The organism is Ensifer sp. NPDC090286 (assembly GCF_044769565.1).
Lineage (GTDB): Bacteria > Pseudomonadota > Alphaproteobacteria > Rhizobiales > Rhizobiaceae > Ensifer.
In genome coordinates this window covers 452,475-476,378 of record NZ_JBIVYF010000003.1, presented here as the reverse complement: position 1 = coordinate 476,378, position 23,904 = coordinate 452,475, and the positions used below count along the sequence as shown (strand labels likewise).

At 62.0% G+C, this 23,904-nt stretch carries 24 protein-coding genes; 21 read left to right on the top strand and 3 right to left on the bottom strand.

Translation table 11 applies throughout. The annotated features are described in order from the left end of the window. The first annotated feature begins 45 nt into the window (after window positions 1-45). The 14 genes from rem (at window position 46) to ACIQUG_RS17440 (ending at window position 11,112) form a co-directional block, all read left to right on the top strand. Window positions 46-717 (top strand): transcriptional activator Rem, encoded by a 672-nt coding sequence (gene rem, locus ACIQUG_RS17505; protein WP_192447840.1) that lies wholly within the window; start codon window positions 46-48, stop codon window positions 715-717. 91 nt (window positions 718-808) lie between these two features. Continuing rightward, window positions 809-2,020: a flagellar hook protein FlgE gene (locus tag ACIQUG_RS17500; RefSeq protein WP_192447839.1), complete on the top strand. Its 1,212-nt coding sequence runs from the start codon at window positions 809-811 to the stop codon at window positions 2,018-2,020. A 23-nt stretch (window positions 2,021-2,043) separates the two neighbouring features. Then, window positions 2,044-3,474 (top strand): flagellar hook-associated protein FlgK, encoded by a 1,431-nt coding sequence (flgK, locus tag ACIQUG_RS17495; protein WP_402323330.1) that lies wholly within the window; start codon window positions 2,044-2,046, stop codon window positions 3,472-3,474. A 2-nt stretch (window positions 3,475-3,476) separates the two neighbouring features. Next, window positions 3,477-4,532, top strand: a complete 1,056-nt coding sequence (locus ACIQUG_RS17490; protein WP_402323329.1) for a flagellar hook-associated family protein — start codon at window positions 3,477-3,479, stop codon at window positions 4,530-4,532. Between the two features lie 34 nt (window positions 4,533-4,566). Further along, on the top strand, window positions 4,567-4,914 hold the full coding sequence (gene flaF, locus ACIQUG_RS17485) for a flagellar biosynthesis regulator FlaF (protein WP_034800744.1): 348 nt from the start codon (window positions 4,567-4,569) through the stop codon (window positions 4,912-4,914). Next, a complete protein-coding gene (gene flbT, locus ACIQUG_RS17480) occupies window positions 4,911-5,360 on the top strand; it encodes a flagellar biosynthesis repressor FlbT (RefSeq protein ID WP_034800746.1) in 450 nt (149 codons plus the stop codon). The genes flaF and flbT overlap by 4 nt, the downstream gene beginning before the upstream one ends. Further along, window positions 5,351-5,761 carry a flagellar hook assembly protein FlgD gene (flgD, locus tag ACIQUG_RS17475; protein ID WP_034800748.1) on the top strand — a complete coding sequence of 137 codons (411 nt, stop codon included), beginning with the start codon at window positions 5,351-5,353 and terminating at the stop codon, window positions 5,759-5,761. Before flbT ends, flgD begins: the two co-directional genes overlap by 10 nt. Window positions 5,762-5,768: 7 nt before the next feature. After that, window positions 5,769-6,035, top strand: a complete 267-nt coding sequence (gene fliQ / locus ACIQUG_RS17470) for a flagellar biosynthesis protein FliQ (protein WP_043624946.1) — start codon at window positions 5,769-5,771, stop codon at window positions 6,033-6,035. A 129-nt stretch (window positions 6,036-6,164) separates the two neighbouring features. Further along, window positions 6,165-8,252 carry a flagellar biosynthesis protein FlhA gene (gene flhA, locus ACIQUG_RS17465; protein WP_043624949.1) on the top strand — a complete coding sequence of 696 codons (2,088 nt, stop codon included), beginning with the start codon at window positions 6,165-6,167 and terminating at the stop codon, window positions 8,250-8,252. After that, complete coding sequence (gene fliR / locus ACIQUG_RS17460) at window positions 8,249-9,001, top strand: flagellar biosynthetic protein FliR (protein ID WP_043624952.1); 753 nt, start codon at window positions 8,249-8,251, stop codon at window positions 8,999-9,001. Before flhA ends, fliR begins: the two co-directional genes overlap by 4 nt. Before the next feature lie 4 nt (window positions 9,002-9,005). Beyond that, a complete protein-coding gene (locus ACIQUG_RS17455) occupies window positions 9,006-9,419 on the top strand; it encodes a hypothetical protein (protein ID WP_192447833.1) in 414 nt (137 codons plus the stop codon). Window positions 9,420-9,499: 80 nt separating this feature from the next. Beyond that, complete coding sequence (locus tag ACIQUG_RS17450) at window positions 9,500-10,054, top strand: rod-binding protein (protein WP_043624958.1); 555 nt, start codon at window positions 9,500-9,502, stop codon at window positions 10,052-10,054. Between the two features lie 123 nt (window positions 10,055-10,177). Continuing rightward, a complete protein-coding gene (locus tag ACIQUG_RS17445) occupies window positions 10,178-10,546 on the top strand; it encodes a hypothetical protein (RefSeq protein WP_043624961.1) in 369 nt (122 codons plus the stop codon). Further along, window positions 10,546-11,112 (top strand): hypothetical protein, encoded by a 567-nt coding sequence (locus tag ACIQUG_RS17440; protein ID WP_402323328.1) that lies wholly within the window; start codon window positions 10,546-10,548, stop codon window positions 11,110-11,112. The genes ACIQUG_RS17445 and ACIQUG_RS17440 overlap by 1 nt, the downstream gene beginning before the upstream one ends. A gap of 64 nt (window positions 11,113-11,176) precedes the next feature. Here the strand turns inward: ACIQUG_RS17440 and ACIQUG_RS17435 are convergent, their stop codons facing one another. Beyond that, window positions 11,177-12,166 (bottom strand): glycosyltransferase family 2 protein, encoded by a 990-nt coding sequence (locus ACIQUG_RS17435; protein WP_402323327.1) that lies wholly within the window; start codon window positions 12,164-12,166, stop codon window positions 11,177-11,179. A gap of 140 nt (window positions 12,167-12,306) precedes the next feature. On the opposite strand from ACIQUG_RS17435, the gene ACIQUG_RS17430 reads away from it, so the two are divergent. Genes ACIQUG_RS17430 through ACIQUG_RS17420 form a run of 3 tightly spaced genes read left to right on the top strand, consistent with a single transcriptional unit; the run spans window position 12,307 to window position 15,256 of the window. Then, complete coding sequence (locus ACIQUG_RS17430) at window positions 12,307-13,554, top strand: glycosyltransferase family 4 protein (protein WP_402323326.1); 1,248 nt, start codon at window positions 12,307-12,309, stop codon at window positions 13,552-13,554. Beyond that, window positions 13,551-14,366, top strand: coding sequence for a WecB/TagA/CpsF family glycosyltransferase (locus ACIQUG_RS17425; protein ID WP_402323325.1), 816 nt, complete (start codon window positions 13,551-13,553; stop codon window positions 14,364-14,366). The genes ACIQUG_RS17430 and ACIQUG_RS17425 overlap by 4 nt, the downstream gene beginning before the upstream one ends. Before the next feature lie 11 nt (window positions 14,367-14,377). Continuing rightward, entirely contained in the window at window positions 14,378-15,256 is an 879-nt protein-coding gene (locus ACIQUG_RS17420) for a DUF6492 family protein (protein WP_402323324.1), read from the top strand. Window positions 15,257-15,264: 8 nt separating this feature from the next. On the opposite strand, the gene ACIQUG_RS17415 is transcribed toward ACIQUG_RS17420, so the two are convergent. Further along, a complete protein-coding gene (locus tag ACIQUG_RS17415) occupies window positions 15,265-16,539 on the bottom strand; it encodes a lipopolysaccharide biosynthesis protein (RefSeq protein ID WP_402323323.1) in 1,275 nt (424 codons plus the stop codon). A gap of 257 nt (window positions 16,540-16,796) precedes the next feature. Between ACIQUG_RS17415 and ACIQUG_RS17410 the strand changes: the two genes are divergently transcribed. Together ACIQUG_RS17410 and folD are read left to right on the top strand one after the other, a co-directional pair. After that, window positions 16,797-18,812: a GumC family protein gene (locus ACIQUG_RS17410; protein WP_402323322.1), complete on the top strand. Its 2,016-nt coding sequence runs from the start codon at window positions 16,797-16,799 to the stop codon at window positions 18,810-18,812. A 255-nt stretch (window positions 18,813-19,067) separates the two neighbouring features. Continuing rightward, window positions 19,068-19,967 carry a bifunctional methylenetetrahydrofolate dehydrogenase/methenyltetrahydrofolate cyclohydrolase FolD gene (gene folD, locus ACIQUG_RS17405; protein WP_402323321.1) on the top strand — a complete coding sequence of 300 codons (900 nt, stop codon included), beginning with the start codon at window positions 19,068-19,070 and terminating at the stop codon, window positions 19,965-19,967. A 48-nt stretch (window positions 19,968-20,015) separates the two neighbouring features. On the opposite strand, the gene ACIQUG_RS17400 is transcribed toward folD, so the two are convergent. Continuing rightward, on the bottom strand, window positions 20,016-21,047 hold the full coding sequence (locus ACIQUG_RS17400; protein WP_043624972.1) for a substrate-binding domain-containing protein: 1,032 nt from the start codon (window positions 21,045-21,047) through the stop codon (window positions 20,016-20,018). Between the two features lie 292 nt (window positions 21,048-21,339). Between ACIQUG_RS17400 and ACIQUG_RS17395 the strand changes: the two genes are divergently transcribed. Together ACIQUG_RS17395 and ACIQUG_RS17390 are read left to right on the top strand one after the other, a co-directional pair. Beyond that, window positions 21,340-22,698 carry an ABC transporter substrate-binding protein gene (locus tag ACIQUG_RS17395; protein WP_402323320.1) on the top strand — a complete coding sequence of 453 codons (1,359 nt, stop codon included), beginning with the start codon at window positions 21,340-21,342 and terminating at the stop codon, window positions 22,696-22,698. Between the two features lie 192 nt (window positions 22,699-22,890). Beyond that, window positions 22,891-23,904 carry a carbohydrate ABC transporter permease gene (locus tag ACIQUG_RS17390; RefSeq protein WP_402323319.1) on the top strand — a complete coding sequence of 338 codons (1,014 nt, stop codon included), beginning with the start codon at window positions 22,891-22,893 and terminating at the stop codon, window positions 23,902-23,904.

The following is a 23,904-nucleotide window of genomic DNA, read 5'->3' as shown; positions in this document are numbered from 1 at the left end:
TACCTCTCAATCAGTGCGGAGCCATACTGATTCGGAGGCGGGCGAATGATCGTAGTGGTTGATGAAAGAGAGCTGGTGAAGGACGGGTATGCGTCCCTCTTCGGACGTGAAGGTATTCCCTCGACGGGATTCGATCCCAAGGAATTTGGAGAGTGGGTAAACGCGGCTGCCGATTCGGATATCGATGCCGTGGAAGCCTTCCTGATCGGTCAGGGCGACACCACCTTCACGCTGCCGCGGGCCATCCGCGATCGCTCGATGGCGCCGGTCATCGCGATGAGCGACACGCCGTCCCTCGAAAACACGCTTGCACTCTTTGATTGCGGCGTCGACGACGTCGTGCGCAAGCCGATTCACCCCCGCGAAATCCTCGCCCGGGTCGCTGCGATCCGCCGGCGCCTGAAGGCGATCGCCAACTTTACCGACATCGGTCCGATCCGCGTTTTTGCCGACGGCCGTGATCCGGAAATCAACGGCGATGTCTTCGCCCTGCCGCGCCGCGAGCGCCGCATTCTCGAATATTTGGTCGCAAACCGCGGCCGTCGCGTCTCCAAGTCGCAGATCTTCAACGCGATCTACGGGATCTTCGACGAGGACGTCGAGGAAAACGTCGTCGAAAGCCACATCAGCAAGCTGCGCAAGAAACTGCGCAAGAAGCTCGGTTTCGACCCGATCGATTCGAAGCGTTTCCTTGGCTACTGCATCGACTGGAACTGAGCGCCACGCCGAAGGGCGGGCACTGAACCAAGACAGGTTCACGCAAGGCCCGCTTCCTAGTGTCGCCGTAACAAGGAAATGAGGATCCGATATGAGTCTCTATGGCAGCATGAGAACGGGTGTGTCCGGTATGAACGCCCAGTCGAACCGTCTGGGCACCGTCGCCGAGAACATCGCGAACGCCAACACGACCGGCTACAAGCGCGCCTCCACTGAGTTTTCGTCGATGATCCTGCCTTCGGGCGGCGGCAACTACAATTCCGGCGGCGTCGAGACGCAGGTGCGCTACAGCATCTCCCAGCAGGGCGGCACCAGCTACACGACGTCGGCCAGCGACCTTGCCATCAACGGCGGCGGCTTCTTCATCGTTTCGGGCAATGGCGGCGAGAACTTCCTGACGCGCGCCGGCTCCTTCGTGCCGGACAAGAACGGCAACCTCGTCAACACGGCCGGCTTCACGCTGATGGGCTACGAGTACAAGGCCGGCGTCGATCCGACCGTTGTCGTCAACGGCTTTGACGGCCTTGTGCCGGTACAGCTCAAGGACGAGGGCCTCGTTGCGGCCGGCTCGACCAAGGGTACGATGGAAGCAAACCTGCCCTCCGGCGCGGCCGTCGGCGATCAATCGAAGACTTCGATGGTCGTTTACGACAGTCAAGGCAACACCCGCATTCTCGACTTCACCTACACGAAGACAGGTCCGAACGCCTGGGGCCTGAACGTTGTCGATCGCACGTCGGGCACGACGGTCGGTACCCAGACCATGACGTTCGACGCGGCCGGCAAGCGCACTGGCGCCGTCCCCGCGACACTCACCACGACGGCCATCAACAACCTGCCCGGCACCGGCGCCAATCTCGGCGCAATCACGATCGACACCACCAAGACCACGCAGCTCGGCGGCGACTTCAGCAGCACCGGCGGTGGCATTGACGGCAGCAAGCCGAGCAAGATGTCGGGCTTCGAGATCGACAAGGAAGGTATCGTTTACGTCAAATATGGCGACGGCAACCTCATCCCCAAGTTCCGCATCGCCCTTGCGACTGTCCAGAGCCCGGACAAGCTGCAGCCGCAGTCCGGCAACGTCTACTCGCAGGGGGCAGATTCGGGCGTTATCGTTACCGGTTTTGCGGGCTCTGGCGCTTTCGGCAACATCCAGTCCAAGGCACTCGAAAACTCCAACGTCGATATCGCCAACGAGCTGACTTCGATGATCGAGGCGCAGCGCAACTACACGGCAAACTCCAAGGTGTTCCAGACCGCCTCGGACCTGCTTGACGTGCTTGTCAACCTGAAACGGTAATTGAAAGAGATACGGTCCGCGTCATGTCGCTGTCCTCCGCAATATCCATCGCACAGCAGGCCTTCAGCAACACGGCGCAACAGACCGCGATCGTGTCGAAGAACATCGCGAATGCGGGCAATGCGGATTATTCGCGTCGCCTTGCCCTCTTGGGCAGCACCGGCAACGGTGCGCAGGTCGTATCCATCTACCGGGCACAGAATGAGGCGTTGCTCAAGCAGAGCATCGCCAGCATCGGCGAAGCCTCCGGCCAGGCGCGGCTTCGCGAAGGCCTGGAACTCCTGAAATCGGGTCTCGGCGGCAACAACTACGAGACTGCGCCGTCGAAGCTGCTCTCGGAGTTTCGCAACAGCCTGCAGACGCTGGCATCGACCCCGGGCAACAAGACGATCGCGGCGGCTGCGGTCACCAGCGCCCAGGACCTTGCGGACTCCCTGAACAAGACTTCTGCCAACGTGCAGAACATGCGCGAAGATGCCGACAAGGAAATCGCTCTTGAGGTCGACAAGCTGAACAGCCTGCTTGCGGACTTCGAGCGGGTGAACAACGAGGTCAAGTCGGCAACGGCGACGGGAGGCGACGCAAACGACGCGCTCGACCAACGCGACAAAATCCTGAAGCAGATTTCGGAGATCGTCGGCATCTCCACCGTGACACGCGGCAACAACGATACGGTAATTTTCACCACCGACGGCACGGTGCTTTTCGAGAACATTCCGCGCCAGGTGACGTTTGCGCCGACAACGACGTATGACGCCACCGTCACCGGCAACAAGATTTTTGTCGACGGCGTGCCGATCGCGCCCGGAAGCGGTGCCGATACGACCGCCAAGGGCAAGCTTGCGAGCCTCGTGCAGCTGCGCGACGATATTGGGCCGAAGTTCCAGTCGCAGCTGGACGAGATCGCCCGTGGTCTCGTCGAGCTCTTCAAGGAGGGCGGCCAACCCGGTCTCTTCACTTGGGGCACAGCCGCGGTGCCTCCGGCAGGAACTGTCGTTCCAGGCCTGGCGTCGAAGATCACGGTCAATGCGCTGGCGAAGGCCAACCCGCTTCTCCTGCGTGATGGCGGTTTCAACGGCGTGGTATCGAACCCTGGCGGTGCAGCCAATCCGAGCCCCGGATATACGGGCCTGCTCGATGGCTTCATCAACAAGATGGGTGAGAACATGTCGTTCGACCCGTCGACCGGTCTCGATGGAACCAGCAGCCTGCTGAATTTTGCGACCGGTTCGGTCGGCTGGCTCGAACAGACGCGCAAGACCGCCTCGACCGCCGACGACAACAAGCGCGCCATGCTGTCGCGCACTCAGGAAGCGCTCAGCAAGCAGACCGGCGTGAGCATCGACGAGGAACTGTCGCTGCTGCTCGATCTCGAACAATCCTACAAAGCATCGGCCAAGCTGGTGAGCACCGTGGACGCCATGATGGCGGCCCTGATGGAAGCTGTGAGGTAATCATGAAGACGTCCTACGTTTCTAATCTGGCGATCCAGACCGCCATGCGCATGACGATTCAGCAGAACCAGATGGATCTGCTTAAGGCAACCCAGGAACAGACGACCGGTCGGCACTACGACGTTGGCCTGACGCTTGGCGCGACGGCTTCGCGCTCGCTCAACCTTCAGCGCGAGATCGACCGGCTGAACTCGATGAAGAGCACCAACTCGGTCGTGACCCAGCGCCTCTCCGGCTCGCAGGGCGCGCTGGAAACGATGGCGAAAGCGGCCGAAAAGGTGCGCGACACGCTCGTTACCTACAAGGGTAACGATGCCGCGAGCCAGCTGAAGATCCAGAAGACCGAGATCATGGGCGCGCTGCAGACCTTCACTGCGGCTGCCAACACGTCCTTCAACGGCGAGTTCCTGTTTTCGGGCATCAATACCGACGCCAAGCCTGTCGCCGACTACACCGCTACGTCTGCGGCAAAGACTGCCTTCGACACCGCGTTTACCGCGTTCAAGTCCGCCAATGGCATCACGTCCGACGACCAGATCACCGCCGCGCAGATGAAGACGTTCATCACCGGTCTGGAAACGAGCTTCATGGATACCACCCCCGGAGGGTATTGGGACACCAACTGGTCGGACGCATCCAGCCAGAACATGACGAGCCGGATCAGCGCCAGCGAGGTGATCGAAAGCTCGACCAACGCCAATACCAAGGGCTTCCGTATGTTTGCCTTGGCGAGCGTGATCGCGGCCGAGCTGATGGACAAGAACATCACGCCTGACGCGCGTGCAGCCGTAGGCACCGCGGCGCTGGACTATGCAGAGCAGGGCATCGCCGCGCTCAACGGCGAACGCAGCCAGCTCGGTATCTCGGAATCGCGCGTGAAGAAGGCGAACACCTCGATCGACGCGCAGCTCAAGCTGGTCAACACGCATGTCGCCGACCTCGAAGGCATCGATCCGATCGAGACATCGACCCGGATCAACACGCTCAAGGTGCAGTTGGAAACGTCCTATACACTAACGTCGCGACTACAGCAGATGAGCTTGCTCAATTTCCTCTAGTGTGAGGAGCCGGACAAACATGAAGGATGTCTGAATGTACCAATTTTCCTATGCCGAGATCATGGAGGACGGCGTCGCCGACTCCAAGAATCGGGAACGGCAGGTACTCGATCGCTCGATCGCGCTCATGGAAGCAGCGAAACAGCAGAAAGGGTATTCGAGAGAGGCCATCGAGGCCATCTACTTTACCCGGCGCCTGTGGATCCGTTTCATCGAAGATCTGCGTGCTCCGGAGAACCAGCTGAACGAAGAGCTGCGCGCCAATCTGATTTCGATCGCCATCTGGATACTCAACGAGACGGAAAAGATCCGCAAACGCGAATCCTCCAACTTCCAGGGCATAATTGACATTACCACCATCATCAGGGATGGACTGAAATGAAGAGCACACTGCGTATCTCGCTGAAGTCGGGCGAACGGATTTTTGTAAACGGCGCGGTGCTGCGCGTGGACCGTAAGGTCGCGGTCGAGTTCCTGAACGATGTGACGTTCCTGCTCGAAAACCACGTGCTGCAGCCGGAAGACGCAACGACGCCGCTGAAGCAGCTCTATTTCATCGCGCAGATGATCCTCATCAATCCGGAAGGCGCCGAGCAGTCGACCGCCATGTTCCGCAAGTCGATCGTCATGCTCTTGAACTGCTTCAAGAACGAAGAGATCCTTGCCGAGCTGAAGCGTGTTGACGGCCTGGTGACCAACGGTCGCGCCTTCGAAGCGCTCAAGGCGATCCGTGGCCTCTACGCCATCGAAGACCGCATTCTCAACACGCAGGAAATCACGCCGGCAACGGTCGAGCAGATTCGCAAGGAGATCGCACCATGGCGGTAAGCGGCGTCAGCAACAACGGCTACACCCCGAACGTTTCGGCTCAGGATTCGGGCGGCGACGCCGCCAAGGCATCGCTCAACTACGAAAGCTTCCTGAAGCTGCTCGTCGCCCAGATGAAGAATCAGGATCCGACGCAGCCGATGGATGCGACGCAGCAGATCGCGCAGCTTGCGACCTTCTCGCAGGTCGAGCAGACGATCAAGACCAACAAGAACCTTGAAAGCCTGTTGCAGCGCACGTCGCTGAGCGAAGCGGACGCCGTCATCGGGCGCACTGTCACCAGCGAAGACGGCAAGACCACTGGCGTGGTTAAGGAAGTGAAACTATACTCTGACGGAATCATTGCGGTGCTGGATAACGGCAAGGAGCTTGTTATCGGCCCGGGCGTCAAGGTGAAGTGATAACTCCATGAATGAGGCGGATGCCCTCGATATCGTACAGGCCGCGATCTGGACCGTGATCGTGGCCTCGGGGCCCGCCGTTCTCGCCGCGATGATCGTCGGCGTCGTCATCGCCTTCATTCAGGCGCTGACCCAGGTCCAGGAAATGACGCTGACCTTCGTCCCGAAGATTCTTGCCGTCATGATCACGGTTGCCGTGTCCGCGCCCTTCATCGGCGCTCAGATCTCGATTTTCACCGACATCATCTTCTCGCGCATTCAGTCCGGATTCTGATCCCGCACCGCCGGCCATCGGCCAGCGACGCCATGAAACCCTCGCGCAAGCTTGGACGGGTATCTCCATCTCTATAGTGGGGCAGCGCGTGTGAATGCTGCCTTGATCTCATGATGAGACGGAAGAGACATGGCACAACAAGCAGCGCTGATCATCCCGAAAGTAGCTCCGAAGGGCCGGGACATCGGCTTCGCGCTCGGGATCGTGGCGATCCTGTCGATTCTCTTCCTGCCGATCCCGCCATTTCTGATCGACATGGGACTGGCTTTCTCGATCGCCTTTTCGGTGCTGATCCTGATGGTCTCGCTGTGGATCCAGCGCCCGCTCGAGTTCTCCTCGTTCCCGACCATCCTGCTGATCTCGACGATGGTGCGCCTGGCGTTGAACATCGCCACCACCCGCGTCATCCTTTCGCATGGTCATGAAGGCCACGGTGCTGCCGGCGGCGTCATCTCCGGTTTCGCCAGCCTCGTCATGTCCGGCGACTTCGTCATCGGTCTGATCGTCTTCCTGATCTTGATCACCGTGAACTTCATCGTCATCACCAAGGGTGCGACGCGTATCGCCGAAGTCGGCGCGCGCTTCACCCTCGATGCGATCCCCGGCAAGCAGATGTCGATCGACGCCGACCTGTCGGCGGGCCTGATCGACGAGAAGGAAGCGCAGCGCCGCCGGCGTGAACTCGAAGAGGAAAGCTCCTTCTACGGCGCCATGGACGGTGCCTCCAAGTTCGTCCGCGGGGACGCGATCGCCGGCCTGATCATCACCGCGATCAACATCTTCGGCGGCATCATCATCGGTTACCTGCGTCATGGCATGCCGATCAGCGAAGCCGCCGACGTTTTCGTCAAGCTGTCGGTCGGTGACGGCCTCGTCTCGCAGATCCCTGCACTCATCGTCTCGCTCGCTGCCGGCCTTCTGGTATCGCGCGGCGGCACATCCGGCTCCACCGACCAGGCCGTCGTCGGCCAGCTCGGCGGCTACCCGAAGGCGCTGATGGTCGCCTCCGGTCTGATCATTCTTTTGGCCGTGGTTCCCGGTCTGCCGTTCCTGCCCTTCGCCGTTCTCGGCGGCGGCATGGCGTTCCTGAGCTGGCTCGTGCCGCGCCAGATCGAGGCTGCCAATGCCGCGCGTCGCGCCGAAGAGGCCGCCAAGGTCCAGCAGACCAAGGAAGGCGAGCAGGACTCCGTCAAGTCAGTGCTGAAGACCGCCGAGATCGAGCTTCTGCTCGGCAAGCAGGTCTCGACCCGCCTCCTCGGTGCGCACCAGGAACTCGCCTTCCGCGTCGGCAAGATGCGCCGCAAGTTCGCCGGTCAGTACGGCCTCGTCATCCCGGAAATCAAGGTTTCCGACGACATCAGCATTCCGGACAAGGCCTACCATATCCGCATTCACGGCACGACGATCGCGTCCAACACGGTGCGCGTCGGCGAAGTCCTGGTGGTCACCGGCGGCGGTCGCCGCCCGAGTGTTCCGGGCGACGAGATCCGAGAACCCGCCTTCGGCATGCCGGCGGTCTCGATCCTCGAAACCTTCACCGAGGACCTGAAGCGCGAAGGCTTCCACCCGATCGACAACGTCTCGGTGGTGCTGACCCACCTGAGCGAAGTGATCCGCAACAACCTGCCGCACCTGCTCTCCTATAAGGACGTCAAGGTGCTGATCGAGCGGCTCGATCCGGAATACCGCAAGCTCGCCGACGAAATCTGCACCTCGCACATGTCCTATTCGGGCCTGCAGGCGGTGTTGAAGCTGCTGCTGGCGGAGCGGGTCTCGATCCGCAACCTGCACCTGATCCTCGAAGCGGTCGCCGAACTCGCGCCGCATGTGCGCAAGACCGAGCAGATTGTCGAGCACGTTCGCGTGCGCATGTCGCAGCAGCTGTGCGGCGACCTTGCCGACAACGGCATCCTGCGCGTGCTGCGCCTCGGCAACAAGTGGGACATGGTCTTCCATCAGGCGCTCAAGCGCGACGCCAAGGGCGAGGTTGTCGAGTTCGACATCGATCCGCGTCACCTCGAAGAGTTCAGCGAGCAGGCGACGAAAGTTATCCGTGAACATCTCGATCGCGGCATGCCCTTCGTGCTGGTAAGTTCGCCCGAATCTCGTTCTTATGTGCGCATGATCATCGAGCGCCTCTTTGCCACCTTGCCCGTGCTCTCGCATGTCGAGCTTGCCAAGGGCCTTGAGATCAAGATCATCGGCTCCATTTCATGATCACCGACCCGGAGGGCACGGTGCTGGCGCTGTTCGCGGCTTTCTGCCGGATCGGCGGCTGCATCATGATCATGCCCGGGTTCTCCAGCGCACGCGTTCCGATGCAGGTGCGGCTGTTCATTGCAGTCGCGGTTTCCATGGCGATCCTGCCTGTCATGTGGACGGACATCTATCCGCAGGTGACCGGCAAGGGGCACAGCTACATCTACCTGATCGCCGCCGAGACGGCGGTCGGCGCGGTCATGGGCCTTGTCGCCCGCTACTATGTTCTGGGACTGCAGTTCACCGGAACGGCGATCACCATGCTGATGGGCTTTGCTTCGCCGCCATCGTCGGACGTGATCGAAGATACGCCCGAAAACCAGGTGACCAGCTTGATCAGCTTCACCGGCCTGATGGTGCTGTTCATGCTGGACTTCCACCATGTGATGATCGAGGCGATCGTTCAATCCTATCGCGCCATGCCGATCGGCACGCCCTTCGATCCGCAAGGCGTGCTGATCACGCTCACGGATTCGCTGTCGCAGATCTTCATGATCATGCTGAGGCTCGCGAGCCCCTTCATCATCTATGGCCTGCTGTTCAACGTGGCGATCGGCATGGTGAACAAGCTGGCGCCGCAGATCCCGATCTACTTCATCTCGCAGCCCTATTTGATCATGGGCGGCTTGTTCCTGCTCTATCTCGGTATCGCCGCGATGCTGCGCCTGTTCGGCGACGGTTTCGCGCTGGTCATGCAGGGAGGATAGCCGGATGAAGACCCGCTCGCAGAAACTCAAGCGGCTCGTCGCCGTCCAGCGCCATCTCGAACAGATGGCGGAGGCGGATTTCGTCGAGATGGTGCGGCAGCGCGAGGTCCTGGCCGAGACGATCGATGTCGTCGTCGATGCCATGGGCTCGGCGCACCCGATGCACCGCATGTTCTCCGGCCACTATTCCTCGCAGATCGGAAGGCTCGTGCAGAAGGACCAGATGCTGCACGGCATCCAGCAAACGCACGAGGCGCGCATGCTGAGAGAGCGCGCGAAAGCCGACCGGCTCGAGGAAAACATGAAGGAGGCCCGCCAGTCCGAGGACCGTGAAGAGGCCGACAATTCCATCTACGACCTGATCGATCAACACGTTACGGGCAACGCGCCAGCTTCCGGTAAGCTTGACGGGCGATAGTGCGTCATTCCCGGTTTGCTCCGATGGCGGAGCGGACCCGGGCCGACCAATGCACAGGCTCGATTTTGAGAGGATTCGTCATGGCCATCTCTCCGCCCAGCGATCTGGTGATGGATGTCGTGCGCGCCGCCGACCCCGCCGAAGTGCAGGAAGCGCAGGCGCGGTTGAAGGCCAACCGTGCCGCCTTCAAGGCAACGAGTCTCGCGGAAAACGGCAACGGCTTTGCCGCTGCCGTCAACGTTCTGAACCTGTCGCCCGAAGGTTCGAGCGGCCTCGGCGACCTCAACAACCGCGTTGAACAGAAGAAGATTCCGGAAACCTATCGCAAGTTCGAGGCCATGGTGCTGCAGAACTTCGTGAAGTCGATGCTGCCGACCGAAAGCGAGAACGTCTTCGGCAAGGGCAACGCAGGTGACATCTGGAAGAGCATGATGGCCGAGCAGATCGGCGACGTGATCTCCAAGAGCGGTGGCATCGGCATTGCCGAACAGCTCGCAGGCGCCGAAGGCACCGATCGGGTTCAGGCATCGCTCGACGGCAACAGCCGAAACCTCGCCGCAAGCCTCGTGCAGGAATACGAGCGCAAGACGCTGACCGGCTTCTCGACCGACAACGACAAGAACAAGCAAGCCTAGGGCGGGGTCGGGGAACTGCTTGCAGTTTTCCATCCGCATTCCGCTCTAATTCATAGGAATAGATCGCTTGAGAATCCGGTCGATCCGACCAGAAATCATCGTGATCCAATTGGGAGTTGATTCATGGAAGCCATGGCATCCAATGACGTCCGGATCCAGAACGTGCTCGGCCGCCTGGAAATGATCCTCGACAACGAGAACAGCCGGATCGGCGTCGACCCGGAATTCGATATCAAGACATCGAACGCCCACAAGAGCCGTTGCCTCTACGAACTGACGATGCTGCATCGTGACATGCTGCCGGGCGAAAACTCTTCGGCTTTCTCCTCGCATGCACTGCATCTGCGCGAGAAGCTGTCGGTCAATTCGCAGAAGGTGGAGGCCCATCTCGAAGCGGTTCGCGCCGTCGTCGACCTCCTGAAGACCGCCGCTCAGGATGCCGATGCGGACGGCATCTATTCCGAAGCGCAGTTCCGCTATAGCGATTTCTGATGCTGAAGCTTGTTTTCACCGGGATCTGGGTCTGCGCGGTCACGCTCGGATCGGTCTATTTCTCGATGCAAAGCGCCTCCGCGCCCGTCGTCGCTGACGGCGAGACCGCCCGGCGCGCAGCGGAGCAATATGTTCCCGGTGAGATGATCACCATCCCGGTCATCCGGGATGGTTCGGTTCAGGGCTATTTCCTGACCAAGCTTTCCTTCTCCGCCACCAAGGAGGGGATCAACAACCTTCGCGCGCCGCTGCGTCAGATGGTTACCGATGAGCTTTACGATTTGCTCGTCGGCTCGAAATTCATCGACATCGCCGACACCGGTACGTTCGACCTGCCGACGTTCAAGACGACGGTCAAGGACGGCCTGAACAAGAAGCTCGGCGGAGAGGTGATTACCGAGGTGCTCGTCGAGCAGCTCGAATATCTGACCAAGGAAGACGTCAAGCGCGTCGCCAACAGCCAGAACGTGCCGCGGCAAAAGCCGGTCCCGATCGTCGACAAGAACGGCAATGTCGCCGATGACAAGTTGCCGGAAGGCGCCGTCAAGGCAAGCAGCTCACACTGACGAGAGCCAGAACGTCCGGCCGGTTCCGCTCGGCCGCCTGCCATCGGCAAGACGGTATCGGTCGTCAGTTCTTTTCCGGGGTGCGGTACTGCTCGTTGACGAGGCCGAGCTCGGCCATCAGCCGGCCGATTGCCACATAGAAATGGTATGACCCGGCCGCCGCCAACCCGCTCTTGTTCCACAGTTCCAGCCCACGCGGGATCGATGCGCCAAGCAGCGCCAGCGATTTGCCGAAGGTCCTGAGGCGGCCCTTGAAGCTCGGGTCTCGCCGATGTTCGAGCATCGTCGAGATGGCGCCGTTCCTGAGGCTGCGCGCCCTGATCCAGGATGCGCTGGTGCGGCGGGCCGGCACCGTCTCGGCAACCCAGGCATCGGCCGCCCAGGCAAACGAAAACCCTTTCGCCTTGCAGCGGCTGTAGAAATCCGCATCGCCGCCGCCGATGAAGTTGAAGGCGGGATCCAGGAACGGTTGCGGCATCGCGTCCAGCACTCCGCGCGTGACGAGCACGTTGCCGGAGGAATAGAGGATGGGAACCGGCCCTGTCGCATCATAATGGGGCGTGAAGACCGGATGGCGTTTCCACTTCTGCCCGCCATCGCCTTCGAAAACCGGAAGCTGCGGGCCGCCGACCATATCGGCGCCGGTCGTTTCCTGTGCCGCGATGAGGCAATCGAGCCATTCGGGCGCCGCCACTTCGTCGTCGTCGATGATCGCGATCGCCTTGAGGTTCGGATAGGTCGCGAGCGCCGTCGCCCAGCCGGCATTGTAGGCGTAGCAGTTTCCGCGCTGGTGCGCGACGATCACGACCGATTCCGAAGGATGCCCGAGGAAGAAGTCCTTGGCCGCCGTAGCCCCGGCCAGCCCGTCGGCATCGTTTTCGACGACGACCGTGGCGAAGGAGAGGTCAGGCCTTTGGGAAACAATGGTTTTTAGCGTCTTGACGACATGCTCCGGCCGACGGAACGTCGGCAGCACGACGACGAGTTCGATGTCGCCGGCGTCTTCCAGCTCTGTCCGGAAGTAGACGGAAATGTCCTGGCCGGTCGTCGTCATGGCGAAACCTGTAAAAGCAAAATTGCGTCGCAATACAGCAAATCTTCCTAAACAGATGCTGAACCTTGGCGGCAGTTTTTGAAAGGGGTCTTTAAGCGCTCCTTCATCCCATGCTGCTAATGAAGGCCGCAGTTCCATTCATGACGCGTGGCAAAATGCATCTGGTCCTGGTCTCTTCGCTCGTTCCCGTCGCCAATCCGGCGTCCGGTTTCGACATTGCCAACCGGGCGGTGCTCGACGGTCTGCGCGCGCTCGGTCATCGGGTCAGTGTCATCGGTTTTCTTCAGCCGGGACGCGCGCCCGCGCCCGATTGCGACATGCATCTGCTCGGCGAACTGGAAGTCACCAATGCCAAGGTGGGCACGTGGCAGAAGCTGAGCTGGCTCGCGACGGCCTTCCTCAACCGCACGACCGTCTCATCCGGCAAGATGCTTGTGGTGTCGACGAGCCGGATCCAGTCGATCCTCGAGAGTCTCGCTCCGTTCGACGGTCTCGTGCTCAACTCGGTGCAACTGCCGGCCGCTTTCCAGCAGGTCTTCCGCCCTTATCCGTCGATCTATGTTGCGCACAATGTCGAGGCGGATTCCGCCTTTGAGAACGCCGAGCGGGCCAAGGGTACGGTCGAACGTTTTCTTTTCCGGCGCGAGGCGCAGTATCTCGAACGCTACGAGCAGCAACTGGCGCAAAATGCCGTGGCCGTTTGGACGTTTGCGGAGGCCGACCGCTTCGGCTTCGGCCGCGCCGTCAGCGACCGGGCCTTCGTGCTACCGCTGGTCACCGGTTGGGACGCGGCTGCGGTACCGGAGGAAACACCTGACCTCCAGCGGGACCTCGGCTTGATCGGGACCTGGAGCTGGCGGCCGAACCGATTGGGGCTCGACTGGTTTCTCGCCGAGGTCGTACCGCATCTGCCGCAGGATCTTTCGATTGCCATTGCCGGCCAGATGGATGGCATCCCGGCGGTTTCCCATCCCGGCGTCCGCTTCGTCGGGCGGGTGCCCGATGCACGCGCCTTCGTCACGGAAAGTGCGGTCGTACCGCTCGTCAGCCGGGGCGGTACGGGCGTGCAGTTGAAAAGCATCGAGACCTTCGAACTCGGCATGCCATCCGTGGCGACGCAGGCGTCGCTGCGCGGCATCGAGGCGCTCCCTGAGAACTGCGCGGCGGCCGAAGATCCGGCCGAATTCGCGCGCCTGTTGGTCGACAAGGTCACCCGCGCGCGCGACGGCGACCGCCAGCGGCTTGACGGTTCGGTCTTCCACCGCGCCCAGAAGGCAAAGCTGATGCGGGTCATGCGCAACGTGCTGGCCGGCCTTACCCCCAGTGCCGCGGCCGAAACACCTTCGGTACCGCCCGAGCTGAAGGTCCATGACGGGGGACGGTCGTGACCAAGACGACCGCCGGCGCGAACGCCGCCTTGTCCAGGCGCCTCATCCTGGGCATGCCGGTGGTCGATTTCGACTGGGAGAGTGCTTTTGGCTTTGCGGCCGACGCGCTGTCGCGCCCCGGCGGGCAAACGACGCTCGCCTTCCTCAATGCCAACAATGCCAATCTGATGATGCGCGACGGCGCGTACCGCGAGGTCCTCGGCCGCCAGGTCGTCCTTCCCGACGGTCACGGCGTCGATATCGCTTCCTATCTCTTCTACGGCAGCATGTTCCCGGCCAATCTCAACGGCACGGATTTCGTGCCGGCGCTGCTGACCTTCATTGACCGGCCGCTGCGCGTCGCGATGATCGGCGCCCGTGGGAAGGTGCTGGCGCGCGCGGCCGAGAATTTTCGCAGGCACGCGCCATGGCACGAGTTTATTCCCGTTTCCGACGGGTTCTTCGATCGTGACCGCTCCGAAGAGGTGCTTGCCGATGTCCGGGCGCTGAATGCCGATATCCTGCTGGTGGCGATGGGAAGCCCCGGCCAGGAGAAATGGGTCGATGCCCATGTGGGGCCGCAGGACGCCCGGTTGGTCATCACCGTCGGCGCGCTCTTCGATTTCGTCGCCGAGGCGTTTCCGCGGGCGCCGAAATTCCTGCGCCGGATGCGGCTCGAATGGTTCTTCCGCCTGGCGATCGAGCCCCGGCGTATGTGGCGCCGCTATGTCCTTGGCAACCCGCTCTTCCTCTTTCACGTCCTTTGGCACAAGCTGTCGGGACGGGCGCGGGAAAGCGTCGCCGACGCCAACCTTCGGACGGGAACATCGTGAACGGTCAGACCATGCGCACAGCCATTGTCACAGCGTCCTACGCCAATGACTTCGAGCGCTGCCGGCTGATGTGCGAAAGCATGGACCGCAAGCTTCAGGGCGATTGGAAGCACTATCTGCTGGTTGCCGATTTCGACGTGAAGCTCTTCCGGCAACTGGAGGGCTCCAGGCGCCAGGTAATCAGCGAACGCGATCTCCTGCCTTGGTGGCTGCATCCCGTCACCGACCCGCTATCCGGCGGACGCCGGAAGCTGTGGCTCAGCCCGTTCGGCCTGCCGCTGCGCGGCTGGCATGCCCAGCAGCTTCGCCGCCTGGCGCTCGCGCGCCATATCGACGAGGCGGCCATGTTTGCCGTCGATTCCGATGTCGTCTTCCTGCGTGCCTTCGATCCCGCCAGCCTCTGGCAGAAGGAACGGCTGACGCTCTACCGCAAGGACGGGGCGATCAACGCGCATATGCGCTCCAACCACCTCGAATGGCTCGCCCATTCCGACCGGCTTCTCGGCATCGGCCCCTACGCGCTGCCGGCCAACGACTATATCAACACGCTGATCGCGTGGCGCACCGATACCAGCCGCAAGCTGCTCGAACATATCGAGACGCTGTATGGCAGGAACTGGGTGAGGGCGATGACCCGTACCCGCGCCTTCTCCGAATGCACGATCTATGGCCGCTTCGTCGACGAGGTGCTCGGCGGGGAAGGGCACGTTCCCTCCGATGCCGCGCTCTGCCATGTGCTCTGGTTCGAAGACAGCTATCGCCAGGATCTCACCGGTCTCAGGGCGTTCCTGAAGGACATGGCGCCGCATCAGATCGGCATCGGCGTTCAGTCCTTCGTCGGCCACGACCTCGACGATATCCGCCGGGCGGTGTTCGAACTCGCGGCCTGACGCGCGGCTTAGATGACCCGATCGGTCGGTTTCCTGAGTGCCGAATAGGTCAGTCCGAACGAGACGGCGTAGAGGACCAGGAAGATCCCGTTGAGTGCCGGCGCCCATGTCGCGACATCCGTCGTCGTCTGCAGCAACAGCACCAGCAATCCCACCTTGACGATGCCGGCAATCAACAGGTTCAGCATGCGCCGCACCGTGCGACCGGTCGCGTAGAGCAGTTCGGAATGATACTCGATCAGGTTGCGGAACGAGGGCACGAGCAGGATCATCGCGACGATCGGCGCGGCCGCCGACACGTTGCGCCCAAGGCCATCGGGAAAGACCCACAGATAGAACGCCATGGCCGCGATGGCGGCAAAGGACGCAAGCGCCACTAGGAGTTCGATCGACAGCCGGACACCCCAGCGGGCAATCGCCTCGGGCGTTCGCATGATGCGCTGGACGAGCAAGGTGTTGAACGACCGCACCGGCAGCGCCGTCAGGTCCGCCAGCCGCATCAGGATGGCATAGAGACCGGACACCGCCGGACCGCCGATCGCAAGCACGGCGATCTTGTCGAACTCCGACTGGATGTAGAAGAGCACCTCGGCGCCGGCGACCGACACGGAATCCGCCCAGCGCCGGAAGTAGAGCCGGGGCTGCCAGCGCAGCCGCACACGCGGATAGAACCAGAAAAGAGCCACCAGCAGGCCCAGCGTATTTGCAAGCAGATAGAGGTAGGACCAGGCCTCGAGTGTTTTCCAGGGGAGCAACGCAAGGAGCAGGGCAGCACCGGTGCGGATCGCCGTTCCGATCACCACGAGCAAGGCGCCGCGCCCGAAGCGACCGAGGCCGTTCAGCACGATGACGGCGGTCTCCAGCCCGCGCCAGCAGAGGATCTCGGCCATCATAAAGGCAGCAAAGGTGCCGGCCGCCATGTCGCGGGAAAAGAGGGCGAGGAAGGTGAGCGCGCCGATGATTGCGATCAACGGCAGTGACAGGAGGGCGCCGACCAGGAAGCCGGCGCTATAGGTGCCGACCAGTAGCGGCTTGACGGTCGCGACCCGATAGAGCGGCGACATGAAGCCGAAGGCGAGCACGCGCGATATCATGATGCCGGCGGCGGACGCGGTTGCGAACAGCCCGAAGTCGGCGATGGCGAGCGTGTTGGCAACGGCGATGAAATAGACGAGCGACAGCACGAGCCGGCCCGCCGAGCCTCCGGTCATCGAGAGGTAAGCGTGGATGAGCGCCCGGTGGCGGAGATAAAGCGCTTTGACGCGATGAGGCACGGCCGACATTCCAGTAGCGCGTCTCCGGCTCGATGCCGATAGAAGCGCTCTATCTCCTTGATATCTCACAGTTCCAAGGGCAGGGCTTGCAAAGCGCCGCCTGGAATTGCGCTCGTCCTTCCGTCATAGGCGGGAAAGCTTAATAAGGCGTGAGATCAGGCCCTTCGCATCCTCGTTTCCGCTAAAGTTAACGATTTGTTTTCCATGTTTCCTTAGGTTGGCTTCACTATTCGGAATTCGCCGTTTCGGCAGCCGCGGGATCAGTCATGTTCAACATCGACGACGAGAAACGCCCGGTTCCGCGTGCATCGTTGCTCGATTTTGCAGCAGAGGACACGCGCGATCCCGCGCGTGCGCGCGACAGGCGCACCGCCGACGCGTCGGGTGAGGGCTCGTCCTTGCTTGGTCGCCCGTCCGGCTCCGGTGGATCAACCAATCACGCAGCGGCGCCGGATAAAAACCGCGCAAAAGGTCGGCAGGCGCGCGGCGAAACGGCACGGGCTTCAGGCAAGGCCCCGGTTGCCCGCAGCCAGGGACGCCTCGGCGGCATGCGTGACAAGTTTGCGCGCTGGCTGATCGATCGTCCGCCCGAGGGTGCTGTGCCGACGGTGACTGCCGACGGGCAAACGGCAGGCGATCGTCCGCTCGTTGATATCAAGACCGTGGTTCGCGCGGTCTGGCAGCTTCGCAAGATTATACTCGCGACCACGGCGCTTGGCGCCGTCGGTGGCGTTCTGCTGGCGCTATCGACGCCGAGCACCTTCGTCTCCGAAAGCAAGCTCTATGTCGATCCGCGCGAAGTGCGGTTGACGGATTCCGATCTGTCGAAACAATCGCTGGCAACCGAAGGCATTCTCGCCATCGTCGACAGCCAGCTCGAAGTGTTGCGCTCGCGAACGGTCATGGAAAAGGTCGCAGCCAGTCTCGAACTGGAAAAGGACGCAGAGTTTGCCGGCAGGATGGCCGGTGGCGATGCGTCCGCGCGCGTCCTGAAGAATTTGGGCGACGCCATTCAGGTCTGGCGCGATCCGAAAACTTTCATCGTCACTGTCGAGGCAAAGACCAGGGACCCCGAGAAGTCGGCCCTGATCGCCAACCGGCTGGTGGAGACCTTCCTCGGTGAGGAGACGGCTGCGCAGTCGGGCTTCTTCCAGAAGACCACCGTTGCACTCGACGCGCGCATCAAGGAACTGAAGGCCGAGCTCGATGCAGCCGAAAAGGCGGTTGAGGACTACAAGGCGGCGAACGATATCGTCGGTGCCGGCGGTGAGCTGATCGCCGACAAGCAGCTCCTCAGCCTCAGCGACCAGGTCGCTGCGGCGCGCAACCGCATCGCCGAAGCGAAAGCCAAGGCCGATGCCTCCGGCAAGGTTCAGCTCAACGATGTCCTGACCGGTGCCTATCCGGAGGAAATCAGCTCGCTGGCGCTCTCCGAACTGCGCAAGCAATATGCGGCGACCAAGGCGCAACTGAGTGCGCTTGACGCGAGCCTCGGGCCTCGCCACCCGCAACGCATAGCTGTTCAGCAGGCGCTCGAGGCGTCGCGCTCCGAGATCGCCAACGAGTTGCGCCGCATCGCGGCCGCGGCCGGGACCGAGCTCGACCGCGCCCAGCGAACGGAACAGGATCTGGTGCAGCAGCTTGCCGTGCAGAAGGCCCGGCAGATCGATTCCTCGGCCGAATTCGTCGAACTGCGCGAACTGCAGCGGAAAGCGGCGGCAACCCGCGAAATCTACGAATCCTTCCTGAAGCGCGCCGGCGAAACGCGCGAAGAGGAAAAGCTGACCGCAAAGAACATCCGGGTGATCTCCAAGGCCGAGCCGGCGCTGCAGGCAAAGGGGCCCTCCCGCAAGATCATCGTGATTGCCGCCACCATGGCGGGTTTCTTTGCCGGCCTCGGCCTCGGCGTGTTGCTCGGCATCTATCGCAGCTTGAACGGATTGTTCCCCGCGGCCCGAAAGGTCGAGGACGACCCGGCGCCCGAGCCGCCGGAACCCGATGGCGGCCCCGAGCCCACACGGCGCTCGCAGCCGCAGCCCGATCCGGCCTCGGCCAAGCTCGAACTGCCGCCGCAGTTCAGCCCGGCCGCGCACCACGCGCAGTCGCTGAACGCTGCCTATGCCGTCGCTCGCCGCAGCGCGACGGCAGGTCCGGCTGCGGCCGAACCGATGCCGCAGACCGTAGACGAGGATGACGCCGACATCGCCAAGGTCCAGGAAGGCCTTCGCGCGCTCAGGTCCCGGGTCGAGCACTATTCCCGCCAGAAGCTTGCGCGCCGTTGATACGACGGGAAGGCGGAGAGCATGCTCCGCTCGCCTTGCATCTTGTGAGGCTGGGACCTCAAGTCTTTCGACGAAACCACGTCCACCTCTCAGTCTTGAGAGGAAATATCGTCGGGGCGCCCGAAACGGCAGCCAACCGCGCCGCCGCCTCTTGCATTTATGCGTTTGGGACAGCATAGGGCGCGTTGAGGCCATCGCCTTTTCTGAGGCGAACTAGAGTATGCCGCGTGAACAGGAAGCCAGGAGGAACATGCCGTGACGACTGTGATTGATGGCAAGAAGGTCGCCGCTTCGGTGATCGAAAGCGTGAAGGCCGCGACCCGTGCGCTCGAAACGGATGCAGGCGTTCGCGCAGGTCTCGCCGTCGTGATCGTCGGCGACGATCCGGCAAGCCACGCCTATGTTTCTTCGAAGAGCAAGATGGCCAAGGAATGCGGTTTCCAGTCGGTCCAGCACACCTTGGCCGAGGCAACCACCCAGGAAGACCTCGCGGCACTCGTCGCTAAGCTCAACGCCGATCCCTCCATTCACGGCATTCTCGTGCAGCTGCCGCTGCCGAAACATCTGAATTCCGAGCCGATCATCCAGTCGATCCTGCCGGAAAAGGACGTCGACGGCCTGCACGTCGTCAATGCCGGCAAGCTCGCGACCGGCGATCTCGAAGGCGGTCTCGTTTCCTGCACGCCGGCCGGCGCCATGGTCTTCGTGCGCCAGACCCATGGCGACGATCTCTCCGGCCTGAACGCCGTCGTCATCGGCCGTTCGAACCTGTTCGGCAAGCCGATGTCGGCCCTGTTGCTCGCCGCCAACGCGACGGTCACGACCGCCCATTCGCGCACCAAGGATCTGCCGGCCGTCTGCCGCAACGCGGATATCCTCGTTGCCGCCGTCGGCCGTCCGGAGATGGTGAAAGCCGATTGGGTAAAGCCGGGCGCGACGGTGATCGACGTCGGCATCAACCGCGTATCGGCGCCCGAGAAGGGCGAGGGCAAGTCCAAGCTCGTCGGCGACGTCGCCTTTGCGGAAGCCGCCGAGGTTGCAGGCGTGATCACGCCGGTGCCGGGTGGCGTCGGGCCGATGACCATCGCCATGCTGATGGCCAACACCGTGATTGCCGCCTATCGCAAGGCCGGCCGCAAGCCGCCGCGCTTCTGATCCTGGCTCACATGGGATGACAGGACGCGTCGCGATTGCGGCGCGTTTTCATTTTTGTGGGGCCGGTCCCGTCGAGGCGCGCACGATCAGTTCGGCGCGCCAGAGTTCCTGTTCCGGATAGTCGCCGCGCTTCAGGATGCCGCCGATCAGCCGTGTGGCGATCCGCGCGCCGGCGGCCCGGAGCGACGAGCGCGTCGTCGTCAGCGGGATGCTGAAATTCTCGGGCTTCAGCATCGGCAGCACGTCGTCATGGGCGATCAGCGAAATGTCTTCGCCGATTTTCAAACCCGCCTGGTTGATCGCCCGGACTGCGCCAAGCGCCAGCACCGTACTTGAACAGAGCACCGCCGTCGGCGGCTGCGCATTCTGCAGGAAGGGCTGCATGCTGCGATAGCCGTGCTCGTCGGTCATCAGCGAATGCTGGACAAGCGCCTCGTCGAGCGAAAGGCCGTGTTCGGCAAGCGCCCGCAGCATGCCCTTTTTCCGGCGAATGGAAAAAGCCAGATATTCCGGGCCGTTGATCAGCGCGATCCGCTGGTGCCCGAGTTGTATGAGCAGCCGCGTCGCGTCGTAGAAGGCACTCGTATTGTCGATGTCGAGGAATGGGTAGTCGCGGCTTTCGCCGATCGACCGGCCGTGGACCACGAAGGGGATCGACAGCGATTTCAGCATGGCGATGCGCGGATCGTTGGCGCGCATATAGGCAAGGAACAGCGCATCGACATTGCCGCTTGCCGCCAGGCGCCGGAAGGTCACTTCCTCGTCCTCCGGCGCGCTCGGATTGAGCACGAAGTGGAAGTCGTGCTTGACCGCCTCTTCCGCCAGCCCCGCCAGGAACTCGCCGAAATGCACGTCGGAATCGATGCCGGGCGCAATCGGCATGACCATGCCGATCGAATAGGCCTTGCCGGTGGCAAGCCGCTGGGCGGCGCGGTTCGGCCGGTAGCCGGTTTCGCGTACGGCCTCAAGCACGCGCTGGCGGGTCTCGGCATTGACTTCCGGATAACCGTTCAAAGCCCGACTGACCGTCGTCTGTGACAGGCCGAGCAGTTCCGCAAGTTGCTTGAGATTGACCGCCATGGTCAGGATTCCTCCCAAAGCGCTTTGGATATCCCTATGATTTTTAGTGTTTGGTCCCAGCGCCCAAGGTTTGTGTAGCATCCGTTTTTCGAGCAACAAAGCGGAATTCAACCATGGCGCGGTGCAAAACGATACCGCAGAGCACAAAAATGTCGCCGATAGAGCAGGTTCCGGGAAAGCTCTTGACTCCTTCAGTGTCGCAATGGTTTGTTAGCGAACTCAAAGCGCTTTGAATTTTTGCGCATTGACGTCTGCCCGGGGGGATCCGGGTTCATCTTGGGAGGAGAAAGACGTGAAGAGATCATTGCTGTTGGGCGTGGCCGCCTTTGCCCTGATTGCGGGTGCAGCCGGCGCCGCCGACCTCAAGTTCAAGCCGGGCGAAGATAGCAAGTTCAACTGGGCGAGCTTCGAGGAATTCAAGAAGGGCCACGACCTCAAGGGCCAGACGTTGACGATCTTCGGCCCCTGGCGCGGTGAGGACGAGGCGCTGTTCAAGAGCGTCTATGCCTACTTCACCGAAGCGACGGGTGCCGAGATCAAGTACTCCTCGTCCGAAAACTACGAACAACAGATCGTCATCGATACCCAGGCCGGAAGCCCCTCCGAAGTCTCCATCCTGCCGCAGCCGGGTCTGATCGCCGATCTCGCCTCCAAGGGCTATTTGACGCCGCTCGGCGACGACACCCAGAAGTGGCTGCTCGACAACTACGCCGCCGGCCAGTCCTGGGTCGATCTGTCGACCTACAAGGGCAAGGACGGCAATGCCGCGCTCTATGCGTTTCCCTACAAGATCGACGTGAAGTCGCTCGTCTGGTACTCGCCCGAAAACTTCGAAGACGCCGGGTACGAAGTGCCGAAGACCATGGAAGAGCTGAAGGCGCTGACTGAGAAGATCGCCGCTGACGGCGGCAAGCCCTGGTGCATCGGCCTCGGTTCGGGCGGCGCGACCGGCTGGCCGGCGACCGACTGGGTCGAGGACATGATGCTGCGCACCCAGCCGGCCGATGTCTACGACAAGTGGGTCAAGAACGAGATCCCGTTCACCGATCCGGCCGTCGTCGGCGCGATCGACGAGTTCGGTTGGTTTGCGAAGAACGACAAGTTCGTCGATGGTGGCGCTGCAGCCGTTGCTTCCACCGACTTCCGCGACAGCCCGAAGGGCCTCTTCGCCTCGCCGCCGAAATGCTACCTGCACCACCAGGCGTCGTTCATCCCGTCCTTCTTCCCTGAGGGCACCAAGATCGGCGAGGATGCCGACTTCTTCTACATGCCGCCCTACGAGAGCAAGAAGGAACTCGGCAATCCGGTGCTCGGCGCCGGCACGCTGGCGATGATCACCAAGGATTCGCCGGCCGCACGCGCCTTCATCGAATTTCTGAAGACGCCGATCGCGCATGAAGTCTGGATGGCGCAGACGAGCTTCCTGACGCCCTACAAGAGCGTCAACGTCGACACCTACGGCAACCCGCCGCTGAAGAAGCAGGGCGAGATCCTGCTGAATGCCACCACCTTCCGCTTCGACGGTTCCGACCTGATGCCGGGCAAGATCGGTGCCGGTGCGTTCTGGACCGGCATGGTCGATTTCGTCGGCGGCAAGTCCTCGGCCGAAGTCGCCGACGGCGTGCAGAAGGCCTGGGACGCCATCAAGTAACAACCGAATACGGGCGGCGGAAACGCCGCCCGTTGCCGACCCGGGTTCGCTGCCAGGGCGGGGCGAGGGGAAGCCTGTGCGCTTCTCCGTCCGCTTCCCGCACTCGACCTACCAGACGAAGCGCGCCCCAATGAGAACGGCGACAATCGCCAGCCCTGCACGGGGACGTGCACCCAAGGGGAGGGACATGTCATGTTTTATCAGCTTGCCGCTGCTGCGGGGTTCATGCTGGCCGGTGTGCTCGGCTGCGCCGCCTATTTCTGGGGAACCAGTCTCGTTCTCGACCTGATCTTCCCGTCCAAGGGAAAATCCGGTGCGGTTGCGTCGCGAAACCTGCGCATCACCAATGCCATCCGGCCGTGGCTGTTCCTGGCACCCGCGCTCTTTGCGCTCGCGACCTATCTCGTCTATCCGGTCTTCATGTCGCTCCTGTACAGCGTGCATGATCGCGCCGGGCAGAATTTCGTCGGCGTCAGCAATTATGCCTGGATGGTCAATGACGGCGAATTCCGCCAGTCGATCTTCAACAATTTCCTCTGGTTGCTCGTCGTACCAGCGCTTTCGACCTTCTTCGGTCTGGTCATTGCCGCGCTCACCGACCGCATCTGGTGGGGCAATATCGCCAAGACCTTGATCTTCATGCCGATGGCGATCTCCTTTGTCGGCGCCGCGGTCATTTGGAAGTTCATCTACGACTTCCGTCCGGAAGGCGCGGAGCAGATCGGTCTTTTGAACGCCATCGTGGTCGCCTTCGGCGGCGCGCCGCAAGCCTGGATCACGCTGCCCTTCTGGAACAACTTCTTCCTGATGGCGATTCTCGTCTGGATCCAGACCGGTTTTGCCATGGTCATCCTGTCGGCAGCCCTTCGCGGCATCCCGGAGGAGACGGTCGAAGCGGCCGTCATCGACGGCGCCAATGGCTGGCAGATCTTCTTCAAGATCATGGTGCCGCAGATCTGGGGCACGATCGCCGTGGTGTGGACGACCATCACCATCCTCGTTCTGAAGGTCTTCGACATCGTTCTCGCCATGACCAACGGTCAATGGCAAAGCCAGGTGCTCGCCAACCTCATGTTCGACTGGATGTTCCGCGGAGGCGGGGATTTCGGGCGAGGCGCGGCGATCGCCGTCGTCATCATGGTGCTCGTCGTTCCGATCATGGTCTGGAACATCCGCAATGCGGCCAAGGAAATGAAGGGGCACTGA